Below are 17,144 nucleotides of genomic sequence, written 5' to 3'. Positions count from 1 at the left end.
CGGGCGCGGCACGGCGGACGCTCCCGTACACGGCGGCTCGTCAGGTGCTCACGGCTGCGTCGGAGGGCCTGACGTGGCTCGTCGTGTCTGCCAGGCCTTCTTTGCGGCGGCGCTCCGGCGTCGGCGGCGTGCCTCCTGCTCCCTGACGGCGCGCTTCGCCGCCGCCTCCTCGCGGCGACGTTCACGCTCGAGGACCGCCTCGGAACGCACCGGCCAGACGTAGGGCACGTCCGGGTCGGCATCCGGGAAGGCTGACGCGTAGTGCGCCGCGTCCTTGCGCACGAGGGCGGAGCGGTGGCTGGCCTGCACGGGCTCCTCGAAGAGCCAGGCGGGCAGCGCTCCGGCGGCGAGCAGCTCGTCGTAGGTCCGGAGCGGCCCGACGCCGGCCGCAGCGAGGTCTGCCGTGATCGTCCCGGCGCACGTGTCGTCGTAGCCGCGTCGCACCCACTCGTCACACATGTCGAGCCCGTAGCGGCCCAACGCCTCCTCGTGGCCCTTCCACATCAGGACCGCCGGGTGGGATGCCCACGCGTAGCCGGGGACGGTGAGCGCCCGCACGATCTGGATGACCTCGACGCGCTGCTTGCCCAGGCGCTTCGTGTCAAGCACGGCGGCGGTCCGGGCGAAGTCCGCGTACGGCACGAAAGTCTGCACGAGCACCCCTCCAGACGAGCCCGACACGCTGCCGACCCACGGCCGGCCCGATGCCGGCCCGATGCCGACACTGGAGTGGCCGTACCCGCATCACCCGAGCGTCGTCACCCGGACCGCACGGCACCGGCGACCAGCAGCCCCGCCGACACGAGGGAGAGCGCGGCGCGGACGCCGTTCAGGGCGACCCAGCCCGGCGCATACCCCTGCCATGCCTGAGCCGCGACGGCCGAGCCCGCATCGACCCGGCCGAGGGCCTCGTTGCGTGGCACGTGGTAGGCCGCGGTGACGGCGAGCGCCGCCAGGCCGGTCACGGCGCCGGAGGCGAGCAGGGAGCGCGTGCTGCCGTCGGTGTGCAGCAGCGCCGACCCGCCGACGGCGAGCGAACCGAGGGCCGAGACCGCGAGAGGCACCGCGAGACCCCGCGGAGCGGTGACGTTCATCGACTGCATGGCCCGGACAGCCTCACCCGCGGCAAGCCGGTCGAGGGCCGGCATGACGAAGGTCGAGAAGCCGACGAAGACGCCACCGAGCACACCGGCCCCGAGGGCGGTGGCGAGGGTGACGGTGCGCATCAGAGTGGTCATGGGTCCATGGGACCGCGGGCGGATGAGCATCTGAATGCGCTCTCTGCTCAGCCACCTCAGCGATCGTCTCACCAGCGTACGCTCGCCGCATGGACACGCTGAGCTCGGTCCTCGACGGCCACCGCGCCCGAGGCGCCTCGCTCCTGCGCTGCGAGATGCAGGCGCCGTGGGCCCTGCGGATCCAGGACGAGGCGGTGCTCGGTCTCGTCGTCCTCGTGCGCGGCTCTGCCTGCCTCGCGCCGGAGCAGGGCGACGCCGTCGTGCTGGGTGAGGGTGACCTCGCGCTCGTCCGCGGTCTGCGCCCCTACGTCTTCGGTGACGACCCGTCGACCGCCCCGATGGCCGTGGTCGAGCCCGGCAACGTGTGTCGCTCGCTCACCGGCGAGGCGCTGGCGACCACCTACGGCCTAGGCACCCGGACCTGGGGCAACGCGGGCGAGCCCCGCCCCGCCGGCGCCGACGGCCAGCCCGACGGTCAGCGGACCACGACCTTCCTCACGGCGTCGTGGGAGCTGCCCGGACAGCTCACCGGACGTCTCGTCGACGCGCTGCCCGACGTGGCCGTCGTGCCCGCCGAACAGCTCGACCCGGCGCTGGTCGACCTGCTCGCCCGCGAGGTCCAGCGCGACCTGCCGGGCCAGGAGGTGGTGCTCGACCGACTCGTCGACCTCGTGCTCGTCGGGGCGGTGCGGGCCTGGTTCGACCGCGACCGCGCCGCCGCCCCCGCCTGGTGGGCCGCGAGCACCGACCCCGTCGTCGGGCGCGCCCTCGGCCTGCTCCACGGCAACCCCGCCCACCCGTGGACGCTGGAGCGACTGGCGGCAGCCGTGCACGTGTCGCGGGCCACGCTGTCGAGGCGGTTCGCCGACCTCGTCGGCCGCCCGCCGATGGCCTACCTCGCGCAGTGGCGGCTCGCGCGCGCGGCCGACCTGCTGCGCGACGGGACGGCGACGGTCGAGCAGGTGGCGCACGCGGTCGGCTACGCCAACGCCTTCGCGTTCAGCGCGGCATTCAAGCGCGAGCACGGGCTGTCACCACGGGCCTTCCGGGCGGCGTCGACGGCCGGCGGCGCCACGAGACCCGTCCGACCCTCGCGCCAAGGAGCGGGTGCTGCCTCACCGAGCGGCCACTGATCCCGCCGGGCATCCCACGGTCGGGTGGGAGCGGAGTCAGGGCCAACTGCTACGGGTTTCCCAGCGTTCTTTAAGGTCCGGCGCCCATAGTCGTACTCGTGAGTTGCTCCTGTGCGACTCGGTGATCTCCTCCCCTGTCGGATCACCGGGTCAAGGGCACCCGCTCCTGCTGGTCGAGTTCGGCGACGTGACCAGCAGGAGCGGGTTTTCTCTTTCCCGGCACTCGGCGCACTCGTCGGGCATGACGCACGGACACTGACGGCGAGTCACATGGCCCCGTCGGCCACCTCGACGTCCGCCAGCATGGCCTGCACCTCGGCCGTCGTCGGCATGGCCGTCGAGCAGGCGAGCCGGCCGACGACGAGCGCGCCGGCCACGGCGGCGAAGTGGAGGGTGCGCTCGAGGTCCCAGCCCGCGAGCAGGCCGTGCACGAGCGCGCCGCCGAACGCGTCCCCGCCGCCGAGGCCGTTGACTACCGTGACCGGGAAGGCGTAGACGCGCACCTGCTCCGTGGGGGTCATGGCCAGCACGCCGCGACCGTCCTGCGTGACGACCGCGAGCTCGAGACCCGAGGCCAGCAGGGCGCGGGCCGCACGCTCGGGGTCGGTCTCACCGGTGACGACGGTGCACTCGTCGAGGTTGCCGACCGCGACGGTCGCCTGGCGCAACGCCTCGCGCGCCTGGGTGCGGGCGTCGTCGCGGGGGTCCTCGGCGGCGCCGACCCGGTCGCGCCAGAAGGCCTCCTGGTAGTCCAGGTCGAGCACCGTGAAGGGCGCTCGGGCGCGCTCCTCGAGGGCTGCGAGGTGGGCGGCCCGGCTCGGCTCCTGGCTGAGGCCGGTGAGGCTCGACCAGTAGACACGCGCCTCGCGGATCGCTTGCAGGGGAAGGGAATCCGGGGTGATGAGCAGGTCCGGTGCCGTCGGGTAGCGGTAGAACCACCGCGGGAAGTAGTCGGGCGGGAAGATCTCGCAGAAGGTGACCGGCGTGGGCGGTCCACCCGTGACCGTCTGGACGTAGACGTCGTCGACGCCGAGCTGCAGCAGCTCCCGGTGGACGAACCGCCCGAAGGCGTCGTCGGCGGTCGCGCTGATGAGCGCCGCGCGCCGGCCGTGCCGGGCCGCCGCGACCGTGACGTTGGCCGCGCTGCCACCGAGGAACTTCTCGAAGGTGCGCACCTCGTCGAGGGTCACGCCGTGCTGGAGGGGATAGAGGTCGACGCCCACCCGACCGATCGCAACGAGGTCGTACACGATTGCCGCGACGGTCATGGTGCCTCCCTCGGATCCCGGGGCCCGGACGAGTGCCGGGACCTCCACGCTAGCCGCGATCCGGCCGCTCGTTCAGGTCACGGAATGGTCACGGCCCTTGACCGATCGCCCCCAGCACCTCCATTCTCCTCGTGAGAGCGCTCTCACGGCCGCGTTTCACGCACGGAGAGCGCTCCCACACCCACACTGGGGATGAGACCAAAGGAGCTCTCCATGACATCCCGTTCCACCCGGATCGGCGCGCCTTCCGTGCGCTCTCGCCATGCCGTACTCGCCACCCTCACCGTCGGCCTCATGGCCCTGACCGCCTGCAGCTCCGGCTCGAGCGGCGACGGTGCCGCCACCCAGGCCGGGAGCACCGGCGGCGCCGGCGGTCCCGTCACCCTGACCCTCGCGACGTTCAACCAGTTCGGCTACGAGGAGCTCATCCCCGAGTTCGAGAAGTCGCACCCGAACATCAAGGTCACCCACAAGAAGGCCGCGACCTCCAACGAGGCCCGCGACAACTTCTTCACCCGCCTCTCGGCCGGCAGCGGCATGGCCGACGTCGAGGCCGTCGAGGTCGACTGGCTCCCGGAGATGCTCCAGTACTCCGACAAGTTCAACGACCTCAACAGCCCCGACGTCGCCGGACGCTGGCTCGACTGGAAGGCCAAGGCCGCCACCGACGCCGACGGCCACCTCATCGGCTACGGCACGGACTCCGGCCCCGAGGCCATCTGCTACCGCAGCGACCTCTTCAAGAAGGCCGGCCTGCCGAGCGACCGCGAGTCGGTCGCCAAGCTCTTCGGCAACACGTGGGAGAGCTACTTCGCCGCCGGCAAGCAGTTCAAGGCCAAGTCCAAGGTGCCGTTCTTCGACAGCATCGGCGCGACCTACCAGGGCATGGTCAACCAGATCCCGGCCGCCTACGAGAACCCGAGCGACGACAGCATCACGGCGACCGACAACGCCGACGTCAAGAAGGTCTACGACCAGGTCATCCAGGCCGGCATCACCGACGGCCTGTCGGCCAAGCTGCAGCAGTGGGGCGACGACTGGACGGCGAGCTTCCAGAAGGACGGCTTCGCGACGATGCTCTGCCCCGGCTGGATGGTCGGCGTCATCGAGGGCAACGCCAAGGGCGTCAAGGGCTGGGACGTCGCCAACACCTTCCCCGGTGGCGGTGGCAACTGGGGCGGCAGCTACCTGACCGTGCCCAAGCAGAGCGCGCACCCGAAGGAGGCCCAGATCCTCGCCTCGTGGCTGACCGCGCCCGAGCAGCAGGTCAAGGCCTTCAAGAAGGTCGGCGCCTTCCCGAGCCAGAAGCAGGCCCTCGAGAGCCAGGACCTGCTCTCCTTCAAGGTCGCCTCGTTCAACGAGGCACCGACCGGCCAGATCTTCGCCGACCGGGCCAAGGCCGTCACGGTCACGCCGTACAAGGGCACCCACTACTTCGCGATCAACGACGCGATGCAGCAGGCCCTGACCCGCGTCGAGCAGGGCACCTCCCCGCAGGAGTCCTGGGACAAGTGGCTCGGCGACGTCAAGGCGCTCGGCTGACCCCAGCCGCCAGCCGACCAGCTGAGCCGGCCGAACCGCTGACCAGCTGACCGAACAGCCGACCAAGGACGGCCCGGTGCGACACGCACCGCTGACCCGGGCACCGGGCCGTCCTCCCGACCATCGGAACCGCCATGACCGTTCAGTCCCCCTCCCGCACGACGCACCCCGACTCGCCGGGCTCCCCCGCGTTCGTGCAGCGCTCGCCGATGAAGCCCCGTTCGGGGTGGCGCCGGCGCCTGACGAAGCTCGACGAGAAGGGCGCGCCGTACGCATACATCTCGCCGTTCTTCATCCTCTTCGGCGTCGTCGGGCTCTTCCCGCTGCTCTACACGGCGTGGGTCTCGCTCCACAAGTGGAGCCTCATCGGGGGCCAGGGCAACTTCGTCGGACTGAAGAACTACACCGACGTGCTGGCTCAGCCCTACTTCTGGAACGCGCTGAAGAACACCATCAGCATCTTCCTGCTCTCGAGCGTGCCCCAGGTCATCGCGGCCCTGCTCATCGCCGCCGCGCTCGACAGCGGCCTGCGGGCCCGGACGTTGTGGCGGATGGGCGTGCTGCTGCCCTACGTCGTCGCCCCGGTCGCCGTCGCCCTCATCTTCAGCGACCTGTTCGGCGACAAGTTCGGCCTCGTCAACCACCTGCTCGGCCTCGTCGGCATCGACCCGATCCAGTGGCACAAGGAGGTCCTGCCGAGCCACGTCGCCATCGCGACGATGGTCAACTTCCGGTGGACCGGCTACAACGCGCTCATCTTCCTCGCCGCGATGCAGGCCATCCCGCGCGACTACTACGAGGCCGCGATGATCGACGGCGCCGGCCGCGTGCGGACCTTCTTCTCGATCACCGTCCCGCAGCTGCGGGCGACCATCATCTTCGTCGTCATCACCTCGACCATCGGCGGCCTGCAGATCTTCGACGAGCCGCGGATGTACGACCAGTACGGCCTCGGCGGCGCCGACCGCCAGTGGCAGACGCTGACCCTCTACCTCTACCAGCTCGGCTGGACGCAGAAGAACTTCGGCCGCGCGGCCGCGGTCGCCTGGATGCTCTTCCTCATCGTCGTCATCTTTGCGGTCGTCAACTTCCTCGTCACCCGCCGGATCGCCTCGAAGGGACAGCGATGACCGCCCCGACCCTGACCCCCGGCCCCGCCGTGAAGCCCGCGGTCAAGACCCGCCGCGGCGCAGGCCTCGTCCGGCGCACCCAGGCCAGCCCCACGGCATACGTCTTCCTCGCGATCGTGCTCGTCGGCTCGGCGTTCCCGCTCTGGTGGTCCTACGTCATCGGCAGCAAGGACTCCGCGGCGATCGTGCAGGACCCGTACTCGTTCATCCCGGGCGGGCACTTCGTGCAGAACGCCAGCACCGTCATCACGACGATCCCGTTCTGGAAGGCCCTCGGCAACAGCATCCTCGTCAGCGGCACCGTGTCCGTGCTCGTCGTGCTGTTCTCGGCGATGGCCGGCTTCGCCTTCGCCAAGCTGCGCTTCCGCGGCCGGAGCGGGCTGCTCGTCTTCGTCATCGCGACGATGGCCGTGCCGACGCAGCTCGGGATCGTGCCGCTCTTCATCGTCATGAGCAAGCTCGGCTGGATCGGCAGCCTGTGGGCGGTCATCCTGCCGAGCGCGGTCAGCGCCTTCGGCGTCTTCTGGATGACGCAGTACCTCCACGAGGCGCTCCCCGACGAGCTCATCGAGGCCTCGCGCGTCGACGGCGCCTCGACCCTGCGGACCTTCTGGTCGGTGGCCCTGCCGGCCGCCCGTCCGGGCGCGGCGATGCTCGGCCTCTTCACCTTCATCGCGACGTGGACCAACTTCTTCTGGCCCTTCATCATCCTCGACCCGGGCAACCCGACGCTGCCCGTCGCCCTGCAGCAGCTGCAGGCGGCGTACTTCGTCGACTACTCCCTCGTGCTCAACGGGGTCGTGCTCATGGCACTGCCCCTCATCGTCCTGTTCGTCTTCGCCGGGAAGCAGCTCGTCTCCGGCATCATGCAAGGAGCAGTCAAGGGATGACCGCGCAGACGCGTAGCCCCCAGCCCCTCATCGTCCCCACCCCGGATCTCGTGGTGGCACAGAGCCGTCCGGTGCCCGCGGACTTCGTCCTCGGTGTCGCGACCGCCGCCTACCAGATCGAGGGGGCCCGTCACGAGGACGGCCGCACCGACTCGATCTGGGACACCTTCAGCCACACCCCGGGCGCCGTCGTCGACGGCGACACCGGCGACGTCGCGTGCGAGCACTACCACCGGTATGCCGCCGACGTGGCTCTCATGAAGTCGCTCGGGATGCAGTCCTACCGCTTCTCGACGTCGTGGGACCGGGTGTGTCCCGACGGCGGGCCCGTCAACGCCAAGGGCCTCGACTTCTACGAGCGGCTCGTCGACTCGCTCCTCGAGGCCGGCGTCGCGCCGTGGCTGACGCTCTACCACTGGGACCTGCCCCAGGCCCTCGAGGACCGCGGCGGCTGGACCTCGCGCGAGACCGTCGACCGGTTCGTCGACTACTCGCTCGCCGTGCACGACCGGCTCGGCGACAGGGTGCGCACGTGGACGACGCTCAACGAGCCGTTCTGCGCCGCCTTCCTCGGCTACACCGGCGGCATGCACGCGCCGGGACGCACCTCACCGGAGGACGGCCTGGCCGCCGCGCACCACCTGATGCTCGCGCACGGCCGCGTCGTGCAGGAGCTGCGCGCCCGGGACGCGTCGCTCGAGCTCGGCCTGACGCTCAACTTCACCGTCGCCGACCCGCTCGACCCGTCCGACCCCCGCGACGTCGACGCCGCGCGACGTGTCGACGCCCAGATGAACCGGATCTTCCTCGACCCGATCTTCCGCGGCGCCTACCCGGCAGACCTCCTCGACGACGTCCGCCACCTGGGACTCGAGGACCACATCATGGACGGCGACCTCGAGGTCACCTCCACGCCCATCGACGTGCTCGGCGTCAACTACTACAACGGCGAGGCCATCGGCCACGAGCCGCCCGCGGCCGCCCTCTCCGACAGCGTCAACGGCGGTCGGCTCACCCGCTCGCCGTTCCCCGCTGCGGACAACTCCCACCGCCACCCACGCGGCCTGCCCGTCACTGCGATGGACTGGGAGATCCAGCCCGAGGGCCTGACCCGCCTGCTCGTCCGACTGCACGAGGAGTATGCCGGTCCGGCCGGTGTCACCCTGCACGTGACCGAGAACGGCGCCGCCTTCGACGACGTCCCCGACGAGGACGGCTTCGTCGACGACCGCGGCCGCACGGCATACGTCCGCTCGCACCTCGGTGCGATCCTCGACGCGGTCGACGCGGGCGTGCCGGTGCGCGGCTACTTCTACTGGTCGCTGCTCGACAACTTCGAATGGGCGTGGGGATACGCCAAGCGCTTCGGTATCGTCCGAGTCGACTACGACACCCAGGTGCGCACCCCCAAGGCCAGCGCACTCGACCTCGCCCGGATCATCGCGACCCGCCGGCTGCCCGCCCCGTGGGCCGAGCCGGACGCCAGCGCTGCGGGCGACGAATCCGCAGGAGAATCGAGCCCATGACCGACGGGACGCTGGCCACCCACGTCGGGCGACCCACCCTCGAGGAGGTCGCCCGGGTGGCCGGCGTGTCCCGGGCCACGGTCTCGCGCGTCATCAACGGCTCGCCCCGGGTCAGCCCGGACGTGCTCGCCGTCGTGGAGAAGGCGATCGCCGAGCTGAACTACGTGCCCAACCGGGCCGCCCGCTCGCTCGTCGCGCGGGCCACGATGTCGATCGCGCTCGTCGTGCCCGAGGACGCGCACCGCTTCTTCGGTGACCCGTACTTCGCCGATGTCGTCCAGGGCATCAGCGACCGGCTCGACGACAGCGAGTACGTGCTCAACCTTCAGCTGACCCACCCGAGCAGCCCGTCGGAGAAGACCCGCCGCTACCTGCTCGGCGGCAACGTCGACGGCGCCATCGTCGTCTCGCACCACTCCGGCGACCATTTCCTCACCTCGCTCAGCCGGTCGCTGCCCGTCGTGTTCGGTGGCCGGCCCATCGGCGACGGGGCCAAGGACAGCGACTACTACATCGACGTCGACAACCGTCTCGGCGCCGTCACCGGCACTCAGCACCTCATCGACCGTGGCCACACGGCGATCGCGACCATCACCGGACCGGCGGACATGCCGGCCTCCGTCGACCGCGAGCAGGGTTGGCACGACGCCCTGGCCGCGGCCGGGCTGTCGGACCACCGCATCGCCCACGGCGACTTCACCGAGGCCGGCGGCATCCGGGCCGCGCTGACCCTCGTCGACACCTACCCCGACGTCGACGCGATCTTCGTGGCGAGCGACCTCATGGCGAGCGGCGCGCTCGTCGCCCTCGCGGAGCGCGGCCTGCGGGTGCCCGAGGACGTCGCGATCGTCGGTTTCGACAACAGCAAGTACGCCACGCGCGGCAAGGTCGGCCTCACCACGGTCGCGCAGCCGGCCCAGGAGATGGGCGTCGTCATGGCCGACACCCTGCTGCGGCTGCTCGCCGGCGAGTCCCCGCCCCGCGTGACGACCCTCGACACCCACCTCGTCATCCGCGACTCCACCTGAGCCTTCCTGTCCCTCCCCGCACCCGAGTGTCCACGTCGGCACCTCGTGACAACCTTCTCGCCGACGTGACGGTCTTGATGGGCACGGCTCGATGAACGAGCCCAACCGACAAGGGGATCCACACATGTCCGTCACCCGCACCCTGACCGCCCTCACCCTCGCCGCCACCGCGGCGCTCACGACGACGGCCCTCGCCGTCGCACCCGCTCACGCCGGTGGGGCTCCTGACCTCGGAATCGTCACCGTCGACCACCAGGCTCGTCTCACCGCCGACCGAGTGAGCCTCGGCGGCACCTACACGTGCACCGTCCCGGACGCCGCGGTGGCTTCGGGCCCCGGCACCATCGGCATCGAGCTCGTCGCACGCTCGGGCGCGTCCACCTCGGGCCAGGTCGCGGTCACGTGCGACGGGACGACGCGGTCCTGGACGGTCACCGCCCCGGCGGGCGCACTGCGGCAGGGGCGGGTCTGGGTGCACGGCCACCTCGAGGTGCCGGACGCCGCCGGCAACACGCCGTGGAACCTCTTCGACGCAACCGTCACGGTCGTCGGCCGCCGCTGACTCGCGGCCCTCGGCCCTCGGCCGCGTGCCAGCCGCACACCCTCGGGTCGACGCCACACCGTGCACGGCGTACGGCTGGCCCGGGGGTGTGCGGCTGCCCGGCCGGTGGGCATGACGAAGGGCCGGGCTCCGCGTGTGCGGAGCCCGGCCCTTCGGCCGATCAGACCTCGATGGTCAGGCGGGGACGACCTCGAAGGTCAGGGTCGCCGCGACCTCGGGGTGCAGACGGACGGTCGCCTCGTAGGAGCCGAGCGTCTTGATGGCCTGCTTGACCTCGATCTTGCGCTTGTCGAGCTCGGGGCCACCGGCAGCCTTGACGGCTGCGGCGATGTCACCGTTGCTGACGGCGCCGAAGAGGCGACCGGACTGGCCGGACTTGGCCGGGACCTTGACCGAGGTGGCCTCGAGCTGGCCCTTGATGCCCTTGGCCTGGTCGAGGTCCTTGATCTCGCGGACCTCGCGACCCTTGGTCAGGGCGTCGACCTGCTTCTGGCCACCCTTGGTCCACGGGGTCGCGAGACCGCGCGGCATCAGGAAGTTGCGGCCGTAGCCGTCCTTGACCTCGACGACGTCACCAGCGGCACCGAGGCCGGAGACCTCGTGCGTGAGAATGAGCTTCATGGTGTTCTCCTCGTTCCCGAACTAGCTCAGCGAGCCGAGCTCGAGTAGGGCAGCAGGGCCATCTCACGGGCGTTCTTGACGGCCGTGGCGATGAGACGCTGCTCCTGGACGGACACACCGGTCACGCGACGCGCGCGGATCTTGCCGCGGTCGGAGATGAACTTGCGCAGGAGCGCAGTGTCCTTGTAGTCGATGTTCTCGACCTTCGCCGCCTTCAGCGGGTTGGCCTTCTTCTTGGGCTTGCGCACAACGGGCTTTGCCATCGTGGTGCTCTCCTTCTTGATGAGAGCCCGGGGTTGGTGCCCCGGGATGGAAATGAACTTCTTGGTATGCCGTCCGGCTCAGTGCGCCGGACGACGGTGCTGACCTGCTCGACCGAGGTCGACGGAGATCGACGGACCGATCAGAAGGGGGGCTCGTCGTAGCTCGGGGCTGCGCCCCAACCGCCACCCTGCTGGCCGCCCTGCTGACCACCGGACTGCTGGCCGCCGGAGGGCTGGTTGTTCCAACCACCCTGGCCGCCGCCGCCGGCCGGGGCCGACTGGCCACCGGCGCTGCCGCCGGTCGCCCACGGGTCCTCGGCCTGGCCGCCACCGGAGCCACCGCTCCAGCCGCCGCCCTGGCCACCCTGGCCGCCGCCGAAGCCGCCACCGCCGCCGCCGCGCTGGGTCTTGTTGACCTTCGCGGTGGCACTGCGCAGGGACGGGCCGATCTCGTCGACGTCCATCTCCACGACGGTGCGCTTCTCGCCTTCCTTGGTCTCGTAGGAACGAGACTTCAGGCGGCCGGACACGATCACGCGCATGCCCCGCTGGCAGGACTCGGCGACGTTCTCCGCCGCGTCGCGCCACACCGAGCAGCGCATGAACAGCGTCTCGCCGTCCTTCCACTCATTGCTCTGGCGGTCGAACTGCCGCGGCGTCGAGGCCACGGTGAAGTTCGCGACCGCGGCACCGGACGGCGTGAAACGCAGCTCGGGGTCGGCGGTCAGGTTGCCGATGATCGTGATGACGGTGTCGCCTGCCATGCGTGGGCTCCGTTCAGTCCTTCGTCGGGTGATCGAGCGGGTTCAGTGACTGTTACTGAATCAGGCGCCGGGGCGCAGCAGCTTGGTGCGCATGATCGACTCGCTGAGGTTCAGCTGACGATCGAGCTCCTGTGCGGTGGCCGGCTCCGCCGTCATGGTGACGACGACGTAGATGCCCTCGGACTTCTTCTTGATGTCGTAGGCGAGGCGGCGACGGCCCCAGATGTCGACGTTGTCGACGGTGCCGCCATCGTTCTTCACGACGGTGAGGAACTTGTCCATCGTCTTGTCGACGGTGCGCTCTTCGGTCTCCGGGTCGAGGATGACCATGAGTTCGTACTGACGCATGCTTCTAACCCACCTCCTCTGGTCTCGGCGGTCACGAGTCTCTCTCGTGACAGGAGGGTTGCATTCGTCCCGCCGCGGGCACGGGGCCCGGCCTGATCTTCCAGCCGGGGTCAGCCTCGCAGACCTCACCGACATCGAGTCGCTTTGATCCACAGGCCACCGGGCACACGGCGAACTGGGCAAGACTACCGGGCCGGACGGCATACCCCGAAATCGGCGGATCCCGCCGCGTGCGCCCTCAGGCGAACCCTCAGGAGAAGCGGACGATGAGCCGGTCCTCGGCCCCGCTCATCGGGCCGGCGAGGTCGTCGGTCTCGACGGTCCCACGACCCCAGCGCTCCCGCGCCCGCAGCCACACGACGGCCACCAGCCACAGCACGGCCACGACGCGCAGCATCGAGAAGAACGCGTACCACGGCGCCGGCAGGCCCCGGTCGGGCACGGTCGTCGCGGCGATCGTCAGCCACACGGCGACGAAGTTGAGCGCCTCGGCGCCCGCCCAGATGAGGTGGTCGCGCCACTGGAGCGCGCACCAGGCGACGAGCGGCAGCAGCCACACCGAGCTCTGCACCGTGAACGACTTGCCGGTGACGAGGACGAGGCCGACCATGACGAGCGAGACCTCGGCGACCGTGGGGCGCCGCGCCGACGACAGTGCGAGCACCGCCCCGGCGAGCAGCGCGACGAGCCAGCCGGCGACCGCGAGCGCCGTGACGGCCCCGTTGGGCAGCGCGTGTCCGGCGAGCTGCGGCAGCAGCCACGGCGAGCCGTAGCCCGCCCCGGCGGACGCCCAGCCCTGGTAGGGCGACACGGCCGCCTCACGGTTGAGCAGCCAGAGCCCGGACAGCAGCGCCCCGAACGTCAGCAGCGCGTAGCCGACGACGCGGCCCATCTCGCGCAGCCTCCCGGACCGCACGCAGAGCAGCGCGATGGCGACGAGGATCAGCACCGGGTAGCTCCGGGCCCCGATCGCAAGGCCGAGCAGCACGCCCGCGAGCGTCGGGTTGCGCCGCGACCAGGCCCACATGCCGGCGCTGGCGAGCGCCACCCCGAGCAGGTCCGCCGAGATGAAGGCCGAGAGCACCACGACCGGCGAGAGCGCGACGTGCGCCGCGGAGAACGGCCGTGCCGCGGACGACGCGACGAGCCACACGATGGCGAGCAGCAGCAGCGTCAGCAGCACCGACCACAGCGCGAAGTACCACGCCGCGCGCGTCTTGAGCGACCCGTCGTCGGGCCCGATGCTCGCGACGGCGGTCAGCACGAGGCCGGTCAGGGGCGGCTGCCCCGTGGCGGGGGCGCCGTCGCCACCCTGGAGGTATGCCGCGACGCCGGCCTTGACGTTCGAGTCTCGGTAGGCGGTCGGCAGGTCGGCGTAGCAGGCGCTCCAGAACTGGGTGTCGCCGCTGAAGCCGGTGCGCAGGCAGGGCACCCGCAGCAGGATCGCGAGCCCGGCCGTCACGGCCGTCAGGGCGGAGAGCAGCGCGGCCGTGAGCACCCACGGGAGCTCACGGGCCGCGGCATACCGTCCGCGGGGGCCTCCGATGACCTCGGAGGCGGCCCGCACGACGGGATCGTCGACCTTCTCGGTCACCGAGCCGTCACCCGGTCACCGCAGCCCCTGACCGCGTGGGTCATGGCCCGTTGCCTGCCTTCGTCGACGTGGGCGACGGCCCGCCTCCGGGCAGTGGGATGGTGATCGACGGCTGGGTCGTCGTCGGCTGGGGCTTGCCCGTCCCGTTGGTCTTCGTCGGCTGCGTGGTGGTCGTCGGCGCCTGGGTCGTCGTGGTCGGCGCCTGGGTCGTCGTGGTCGGTGCCTGGGTCGTCGTCGTGGTCGGCGGCGGCGTGAACGTCGTCGTCGGGGTCGGGATCTTGTCGTCGCCGACGCCAGCCCGGGTCGGGAAGTCCTGAACCTCCATGTTGTCGGTGACGACCTTCATGAAGTCGAGCCAGATGTTCGCCGGGATCGTCGACCCGTCGTAGAGGGACGACTCCTCCGGGCTCAGCTTCAGGTTGGTCTTGCCGTCGGCCGAGGGCTTGTACATGCCCACCGAGACGGCGAGCTGGGGGATGAACCCCGAGAACCACTTCGACCGGTTCTCCTCGGACGTGCCGGTCTTGCCGGCGACGGGACGGTTGAGCGTCCGGCCGATCTTCGTCGCAGTGCCGCCCGGCTTGACCGTGTAGGTCATGGCGTCGGTGGTGTCGGCCGTGACGTCCTTGTCGAACGCGCGCCGCGTCTGGGGCTTGGCGTCGAAGGTGAAGTCGCCGGTCGTCGAGGTGACCTTCTTGACGAAGTACGGCTTGGACCGGACGCCCTGCGACGCGATCGTCGAGTACGCCGAGGCCATGTCGATGACGTGCGGGGACGCCGTGCCGAGGATGTTGGTGAGGTCGGTCTTCAGGCCGGGCGTCTTCTCCGGGATGCCGGCGTCGATCGCGGCCTGTCGCGTCAGGGCCGGAGTGATCTGCTCGTTGAGGTTGACGAAGGCCGTGTTGATCGAGCGCCCGATCATCCGGCGCATGTCGACCATGCCGTACGAGGTGTCCTCGTAGTTGTTGATCTTCGTCCCGCTGATGGTCTGCGGGGTGTCGCCGTCGAACTTCGTCTTCGTCGAGACGCCGTCGCGGACGGCGGCCAGCACACCGAAGGGCTTGAAGTTGGATCCGCCCTGCATGATCGCCTGCGTCGAGGTGTTGTACTGGTCCTTCGAGTAGTCCGGACCGCCGTACATCGCCACGACGGCGCCGTCCCCGGGCTTGATGGCGACGAGGCCGCCCGTGACCTTCTTGGGCAGGTTGTCCTTCATCGCCGCGACCGCTGCGGTCTGGGCCTTCTTGTCGATCGTCGTGACGATGCGCAGGCCGCCGTTGTCGATGTCCTGCTCCGTCAGACCGGTGCCGAGCAGCTCGCGCTTGACCTGGGCCGTGATGTAGCCGTTGGGGCCGGACGAGAACTTGTTGCCCCTGTAGGGCTGGATCTTCGGCAGCTCGTCGTACTTGGCCCGGTCGGCCTTGCTGAGCCAGCCCTCCGAGACCATGCCGTCGAGCACGTATGCGTAGCGCTTGGTCAGGTTGGCCTTGGCGTTGTCGCCGTTGGCCGGGTCGTAGAGCGAGGGGGCGTTGATGACCGAGGCGAGGACCGCGCCCTCACCGACGGTGAGCTTGGAGACGTCCTTGCCGAAGTAGGCCTTGGCCGCGCTCTGGATGCCGTAGGCGCCGCGGCCGTAGTAGATGGTGTTGAGGTACTTCTCGAGGATCTCGGACTTGGAGAGCTGGCCGTCGATCTTGATGGCGATGAGGATCTCCTTGGCCTTGCGGGAGATCGTCCGGTCCTGGGTGAGGAAGTAGTTCTTGACGTACTGCTGGGTGATCGTGGAGCCACCGACCTGGGCCTCGCCGGTGACGCTCGTCTTGACGGCGCGCAGGATGCCGCCGACCGAGATGCCGTTGTTCTGGTAGAACGTGCGGTCCTCGGCGGCGATGTGCGCGTCCTGGACGAACTTCGGGACCTTCGAGAGCGCCACGGACTCGCGGTTGCCGTCCTGGACGGCGATGCGGTCGAGCTCGGTCTTGCCGTCGCTGTAGTAGACGATCGAGACCTGCTTGTTGGCCAGCTCGTTGGGCTGCGGGATCGCGGTCTGGTTGTAGGCGATGACGACGCCGATGACGCCGATCACGAGCAGGACCGCCGCGGCGATCGAACCCCACTTGAGCGTGCCGAGGACCCACTTCTTCCAGCCGGTGCGGCCCTCGCCGTCACCGTCGTCGAAGCTCGCGCCCCGCGTGGGCCGGCCGTTGCCGTTGCCGCCGCCGGCGCGCTGGGCACGGGCCTTGTCGGCCGCCAGCTGGGCAGCGCGGATGTCGCGCCTGCTCTGCGTCACAACCTGCTCCATTCAGTGATCAGGCCCGAGGAACCGTCCCGAGCCGCCACTCAGTATGACCTGACCGGCGCCTCGACGACGAAACGAAGGAGGCGGCTCACACCTGCGGCACAAGCACCCCACAGACTTCCTGCACACGCCGTCCGTGACATACCCCCGGGCGGGACCGGGGGGTCGAGCGGCCGGAACGAACGCCGGTGTCGGCGGGTCCGCGCCGCAACCGGGGTTCCCTTCGGCCGAGCAACCCGGTGTGACGTCGTGATGTATCGCAGCGATATATCTGGGTGTACTCTGGAGCGGTGCCGTCCTCCCCTCGTCCTCAGAGCCGCCGCGCCGCGCTGCTCGAGTTCTCGGTCCTCGGCCTGCTCCACGACGGCCCGCTGCACGGCTACGAGCTGCGCAAGCGGCTCACCACGGCGCTCGGCATCTTCCGCGCCCTGTCCTACGGCTCGCTCTACCCGGCCCTGAAGCACCTCGTCGACTCCGGCTGGATCCACGAGACCACCGAGGTGGCCACCGCGAGCAGCAAGCGCCCGCGCATCACCTACGAGCTGACCGCGGATGGCAAGGAGCACTTCCAGGACCTCGTCGCGGCCAGCGGGCCCGACGCCTGGGACGACGACGACTTCGACGTCCGCTTCGCCTTCTTCTCCCGCACCGAGGCCCAGGTGCGCCTGCGCATCCTCGAGGGCCGCCGCTCCCGCCTCGAGGAGCGCCTCGCCAACATCCGCGACGCCTCGCACGCGCGCCGCGAGCGCATGGACAGCTACACCCTGGCCCTCCAGCAGCACGGCGAGGAGCGCGCCGAGCGCGAGGTGCGCTGGCTCGAGGAGCTCATCGTCGCCGAACGCCGCGCGGCCCTCGACCCGGGCCCCACGGCATACGACGACACCACCGCAGACATCTCCACCCCCCAGAGCACGACCACCAACAACAAGGAGTGATCC

17 protein-coding genes are annotated in these 17,144 nt (G+C 70.4%); 8 read left to right on the top strand and 9 right to left on the bottom strand.

All coding sequences use genetic code 11. From position 1 onward, the window contains the following. Positions 1 to 48: 48 nt before the first annotated feature. On the bottom strand, positions 49 to 654 hold the full coding sequence (locus IEY30_RS05160; RefSeq protein ID WP_188960112.1) for an MSMEG_6728 family protein: 606 nt from the start codon (positions 652 to 654) through the stop codon (positions 49 to 51). Between the two features lie 104 nt (positions 655 to 758). Beyond that, complete coding sequence (locus tag IEY30_RS05155) at positions 759 to 1,238, bottom strand: anthrone oxygenase family protein (protein WP_030197790.1); 480 nt, start codon at positions 1,236 to 1,238, stop codon at positions 759 to 761. A gap of 89 nt (positions 1,239 to 1,327) precedes the next feature. Here IEY30_RS05155 and IEY30_RS05150 point away from each other — a divergent pair, with 89 nt between their 5' ends. Then, positions 1,328 to 2,371 carry an AraC family transcriptional regulator gene (locus IEY30_RS05150; RefSeq protein WP_030197788.1) on the top strand — a complete coding sequence of 348 codons (1,044 nt, stop codon included), beginning with the start codon at positions 1,328 to 1,330 and terminating at the stop codon, positions 2,369 to 2,371. A 266-nt stretch (positions 2,372 to 2,637) separates the two neighbouring features. On the opposite strand, the gene iolC is transcribed toward IEY30_RS05150, so the two are convergent. Then, positions 2,638 to 3,639 (bottom strand): 5-dehydro-2-deoxygluconokinase, encoded by a 1,002-nt coding sequence (gene iolC / locus IEY30_RS05145; protein WP_030197786.1) that lies wholly within the window; start codon positions 3,637 to 3,639, stop codon positions 2,638 to 2,640. Positions 3,640 to 3,852: 213 nt separating this feature from the next. Here iolC and IEY30_RS05140 point away from each other — a divergent pair, with 213 nt between their 5' ends. The 6 genes from IEY30_RS05140 (at position 3,853) to IEY30_RS05115 (ending at position 10,317) form a co-directional block, all read left to right on the top strand. After that, a complete protein-coding gene (locus IEY30_RS05140; RefSeq protein WP_052358506.1) occupies positions 3,853 to 5,181 on the top strand; it encodes an ABC transporter substrate-binding protein in 1,329 nt (442 codons plus the stop codon). A gap of 134 nt (positions 5,182 to 5,315) precedes the next feature. Continuing rightward, entirely contained in the window at positions 5,316 to 6,311 is a 996-nt protein-coding gene (locus IEY30_RS05135; RefSeq protein WP_030197781.1) for a carbohydrate ABC transporter permease, read from the top strand. Further along, positions 6,308 to 7,201, top strand: coding sequence for a carbohydrate ABC transporter permease (locus tag IEY30_RS05130; RefSeq protein WP_030197777.1), 894 nt, complete (start codon positions 6,308 to 6,310; stop codon positions 7,199 to 7,201). The genes IEY30_RS05135 and IEY30_RS05130 overlap by 4 nt, the downstream gene beginning before the upstream one ends. Continuing rightward, the gene (locus IEY30_RS05125) at positions 7,198 to 8,727 is read left to right on the top strand and encodes a GH1 family beta-glucosidase (RefSeq protein ID WP_030197773.1); all 1,530 of its coding nucleotides are present in this window, start codon (positions 7,198 to 7,200) and stop codon (positions 8,725 to 8,727) included. Before IEY30_RS05130 ends, IEY30_RS05125 begins: the two co-directional genes overlap by 4 nt. Further along, complete coding sequence (locus IEY30_RS05120) at positions 8,724 to 9,755, top strand: LacI family DNA-binding transcriptional regulator (RefSeq protein WP_030197770.1); 1,032 nt, start codon at positions 8,724 to 8,726, stop codon at positions 9,753 to 9,755. Before IEY30_RS05125 ends, IEY30_RS05120 begins: the two co-directional genes overlap by 4 nt. A 124-nt stretch (positions 9,756 to 9,879) precedes the next feature. Beyond that, on the top strand, positions 9,880 to 10,317 hold the full coding sequence (locus tag IEY30_RS05115) for a DUF6299 family protein (protein WP_030197757.1): 438 nt from the start codon (positions 9,880 to 9,882) through the stop codon (positions 10,315 to 10,317). A 174-nt stretch (positions 10,318 to 10,491) separates the two neighbouring features. Here the strand turns inward: IEY30_RS05115 and rplI are convergent, their stop codons facing one another. The 6 genes from rplI to IEY30_RS05085 form a co-directional block, all read right to left on the bottom strand. Further along, positions 10,492 to 10,938 carry a 50S ribosomal protein L9 gene (gene rplI / locus IEY30_RS05110; protein WP_030197754.1) on the bottom strand — a complete coding sequence of 149 codons (447 nt, stop codon included), beginning with the start codon at positions 10,936 to 10,938 and terminating at the stop codon, positions 10,492 to 10,494. 26 nt (positions 10,939 to 10,964) lie between these two features. Beyond that, on the bottom strand, positions 10,965 to 11,201 hold the full coding sequence (rpsR, locus tag IEY30_RS05105) for a 30S ribosomal protein S18 (RefSeq protein WP_013494395.1): 237 nt from the start codon (positions 11,199 to 11,201) through the stop codon (positions 10,965 to 10,967). Positions 11,202 to 11,341: 140 nt separating this feature from the next. Beyond that, a complete protein-coding gene (locus tag IEY30_RS05100) occupies positions 11,342 to 11,965 on the bottom strand; it encodes a single-stranded DNA-binding protein (RefSeq protein WP_030197749.1) in 624 nt (207 codons plus the stop codon). Positions 11,966 to 12,025: 60 nt separating this feature from the next. Further along, positions 12,026 to 12,313, bottom strand: coding sequence for a 30S ribosomal protein S6 (gene rpsF / locus IEY30_RS05095; protein ID WP_030197748.1), 288 nt, complete (start codon positions 12,311 to 12,313; stop codon positions 12,026 to 12,028). A 250-nt stretch (positions 12,314 to 12,563) separates the two neighbouring features. Next, positions 12,564 to 13,907, bottom strand: a complete 1,344-nt coding sequence (locus IEY30_RS05090) for a glycosyltransferase family protein (protein ID WP_030197747.1) — start codon at positions 13,905 to 13,907, stop codon at positions 12,564 to 12,566. 40 nt (positions 13,908 to 13,947) lie between these two features. Beyond that, positions 13,948 to 16,197, bottom strand: a complete 2,250-nt coding sequence (locus IEY30_RS05085; RefSeq protein ID WP_030197744.1) for a transglycosylase domain-containing protein — start codon at positions 16,195 to 16,197, stop codon at positions 13,948 to 13,950. Positions 16,198 to 16,496: 299 nt separating this feature from the next. On the opposite strand from IEY30_RS05085, the gene IEY30_RS05080 reads away from it, so the two are divergent. Then, the gene (locus tag IEY30_RS05080) at positions 16,497 to 17,141 is read left to right on the top strand and encodes a PadR family transcriptional regulator (RefSeq protein WP_188960102.1); all 645 of its coding nucleotides are present in this window, start codon (positions 16,497 to 16,499) and stop codon (positions 17,139 to 17,141) included. Positions 17,142 to 17,144: the final 3 nt, after the last annotated feature.

It is taken from the genome of Terrabacter tumescens, assembly GCF_014646815.1.
Lineage (GTDB): Bacteria > Actinomycetota > Actinomycetes > Actinomycetales > Dermatophilaceae > Terrabacter > Terrabacter tumescens.
This window is presented reverse-complemented; position numbering and strand designations above follow the sequence as displayed.

Excerpts from the sequence above, each read along its gene's own strand:
- IEY30_RS05155 (WP_030197790.1), bottom strand. The coding sequence starts at position 1,238 with ATGACCACTCTGATGCGCACCGTCACCCTCGCCACCGCCCTCGGGGCC.
- IEY30_RS05150 (WP_030197788.1), top strand. The coding sequence starts at position 1,328 with ATGGACACGCTGAGCTCGGTCCTCGACGGCCACCGCGCCCGAGGCGCC.
- iolC (WP_030197786.1), bottom strand. The coding sequence starts at position 3,639 with ATGACCGTCGCGGCAATCGTGTACGACCTCGTTGCGATCGGTCGGGTG.
- IEY30_RS05140 (WP_052358506.1), top strand. The coding sequence starts at position 3,853 with ATGACATCCCGTTCCACCCGGATCGGCGCGCCTTCCGTGCGCTCTCGC.
- IEY30_RS05135 (WP_030197781.1), top strand. The coding sequence starts at position 5,316 with ATGACCGTTCAGTCCCCCTCCCGCACGACGCACCCCGACTCGCCGGGC.
- IEY30_RS05130 (WP_030197777.1), top strand. The coding sequence starts at position 6,308 with ATGACCGCCCCGACCCTGACCCCCGGCCCCGCCGTGAAGCCCGCGGTC.
- IEY30_RS05125 (WP_030197773.1), top strand. The coding sequence starts at position 7,198 with ATGACCGCGCAGACGCGTAGCCCCCAGCCCCTCATCGTCCCCACCCCG.
- IEY30_RS05120 (WP_030197770.1), top strand. The coding sequence starts at position 8,724 with ATGACCGACGGGACGCTGGCCACCCACGTCGGGCGACCCACCCTCGAG.
- IEY30_RS05115 (WP_030197757.1), top strand. The coding sequence starts at position 9,880 with ATGTCCGTCACCCGCACCCTGACCGCCCTCACCCTCGCCGCCACCGCG.
- rplI (WP_030197754.1), bottom strand. The coding sequence starts at position 10,938 with ATGAAGCTCATTCTCACGCACGAGGTCTCCGGCCTCGGTGCCGCTGGT.
- rpsR (WP_013494395.1), bottom strand. The coding sequence starts at position 11,201 with ATGGCAAAGCCCGTTGTGCGCAAGCCCAAGAAGAAGGCCAACCCGCTG.
- IEY30_RS05100 (WP_030197749.1), bottom strand. The coding sequence starts at position 11,965 with ATGGCAGGCGACACCGTCATCACGATCATCGGCAACCTGACCGCCGAC.
- rpsF (WP_030197748.1), bottom strand. The coding sequence starts at position 12,313 with ATGCGTCAGTACGAACTCATGGTCATCCTCGACCCGGAGACCGAAGAG.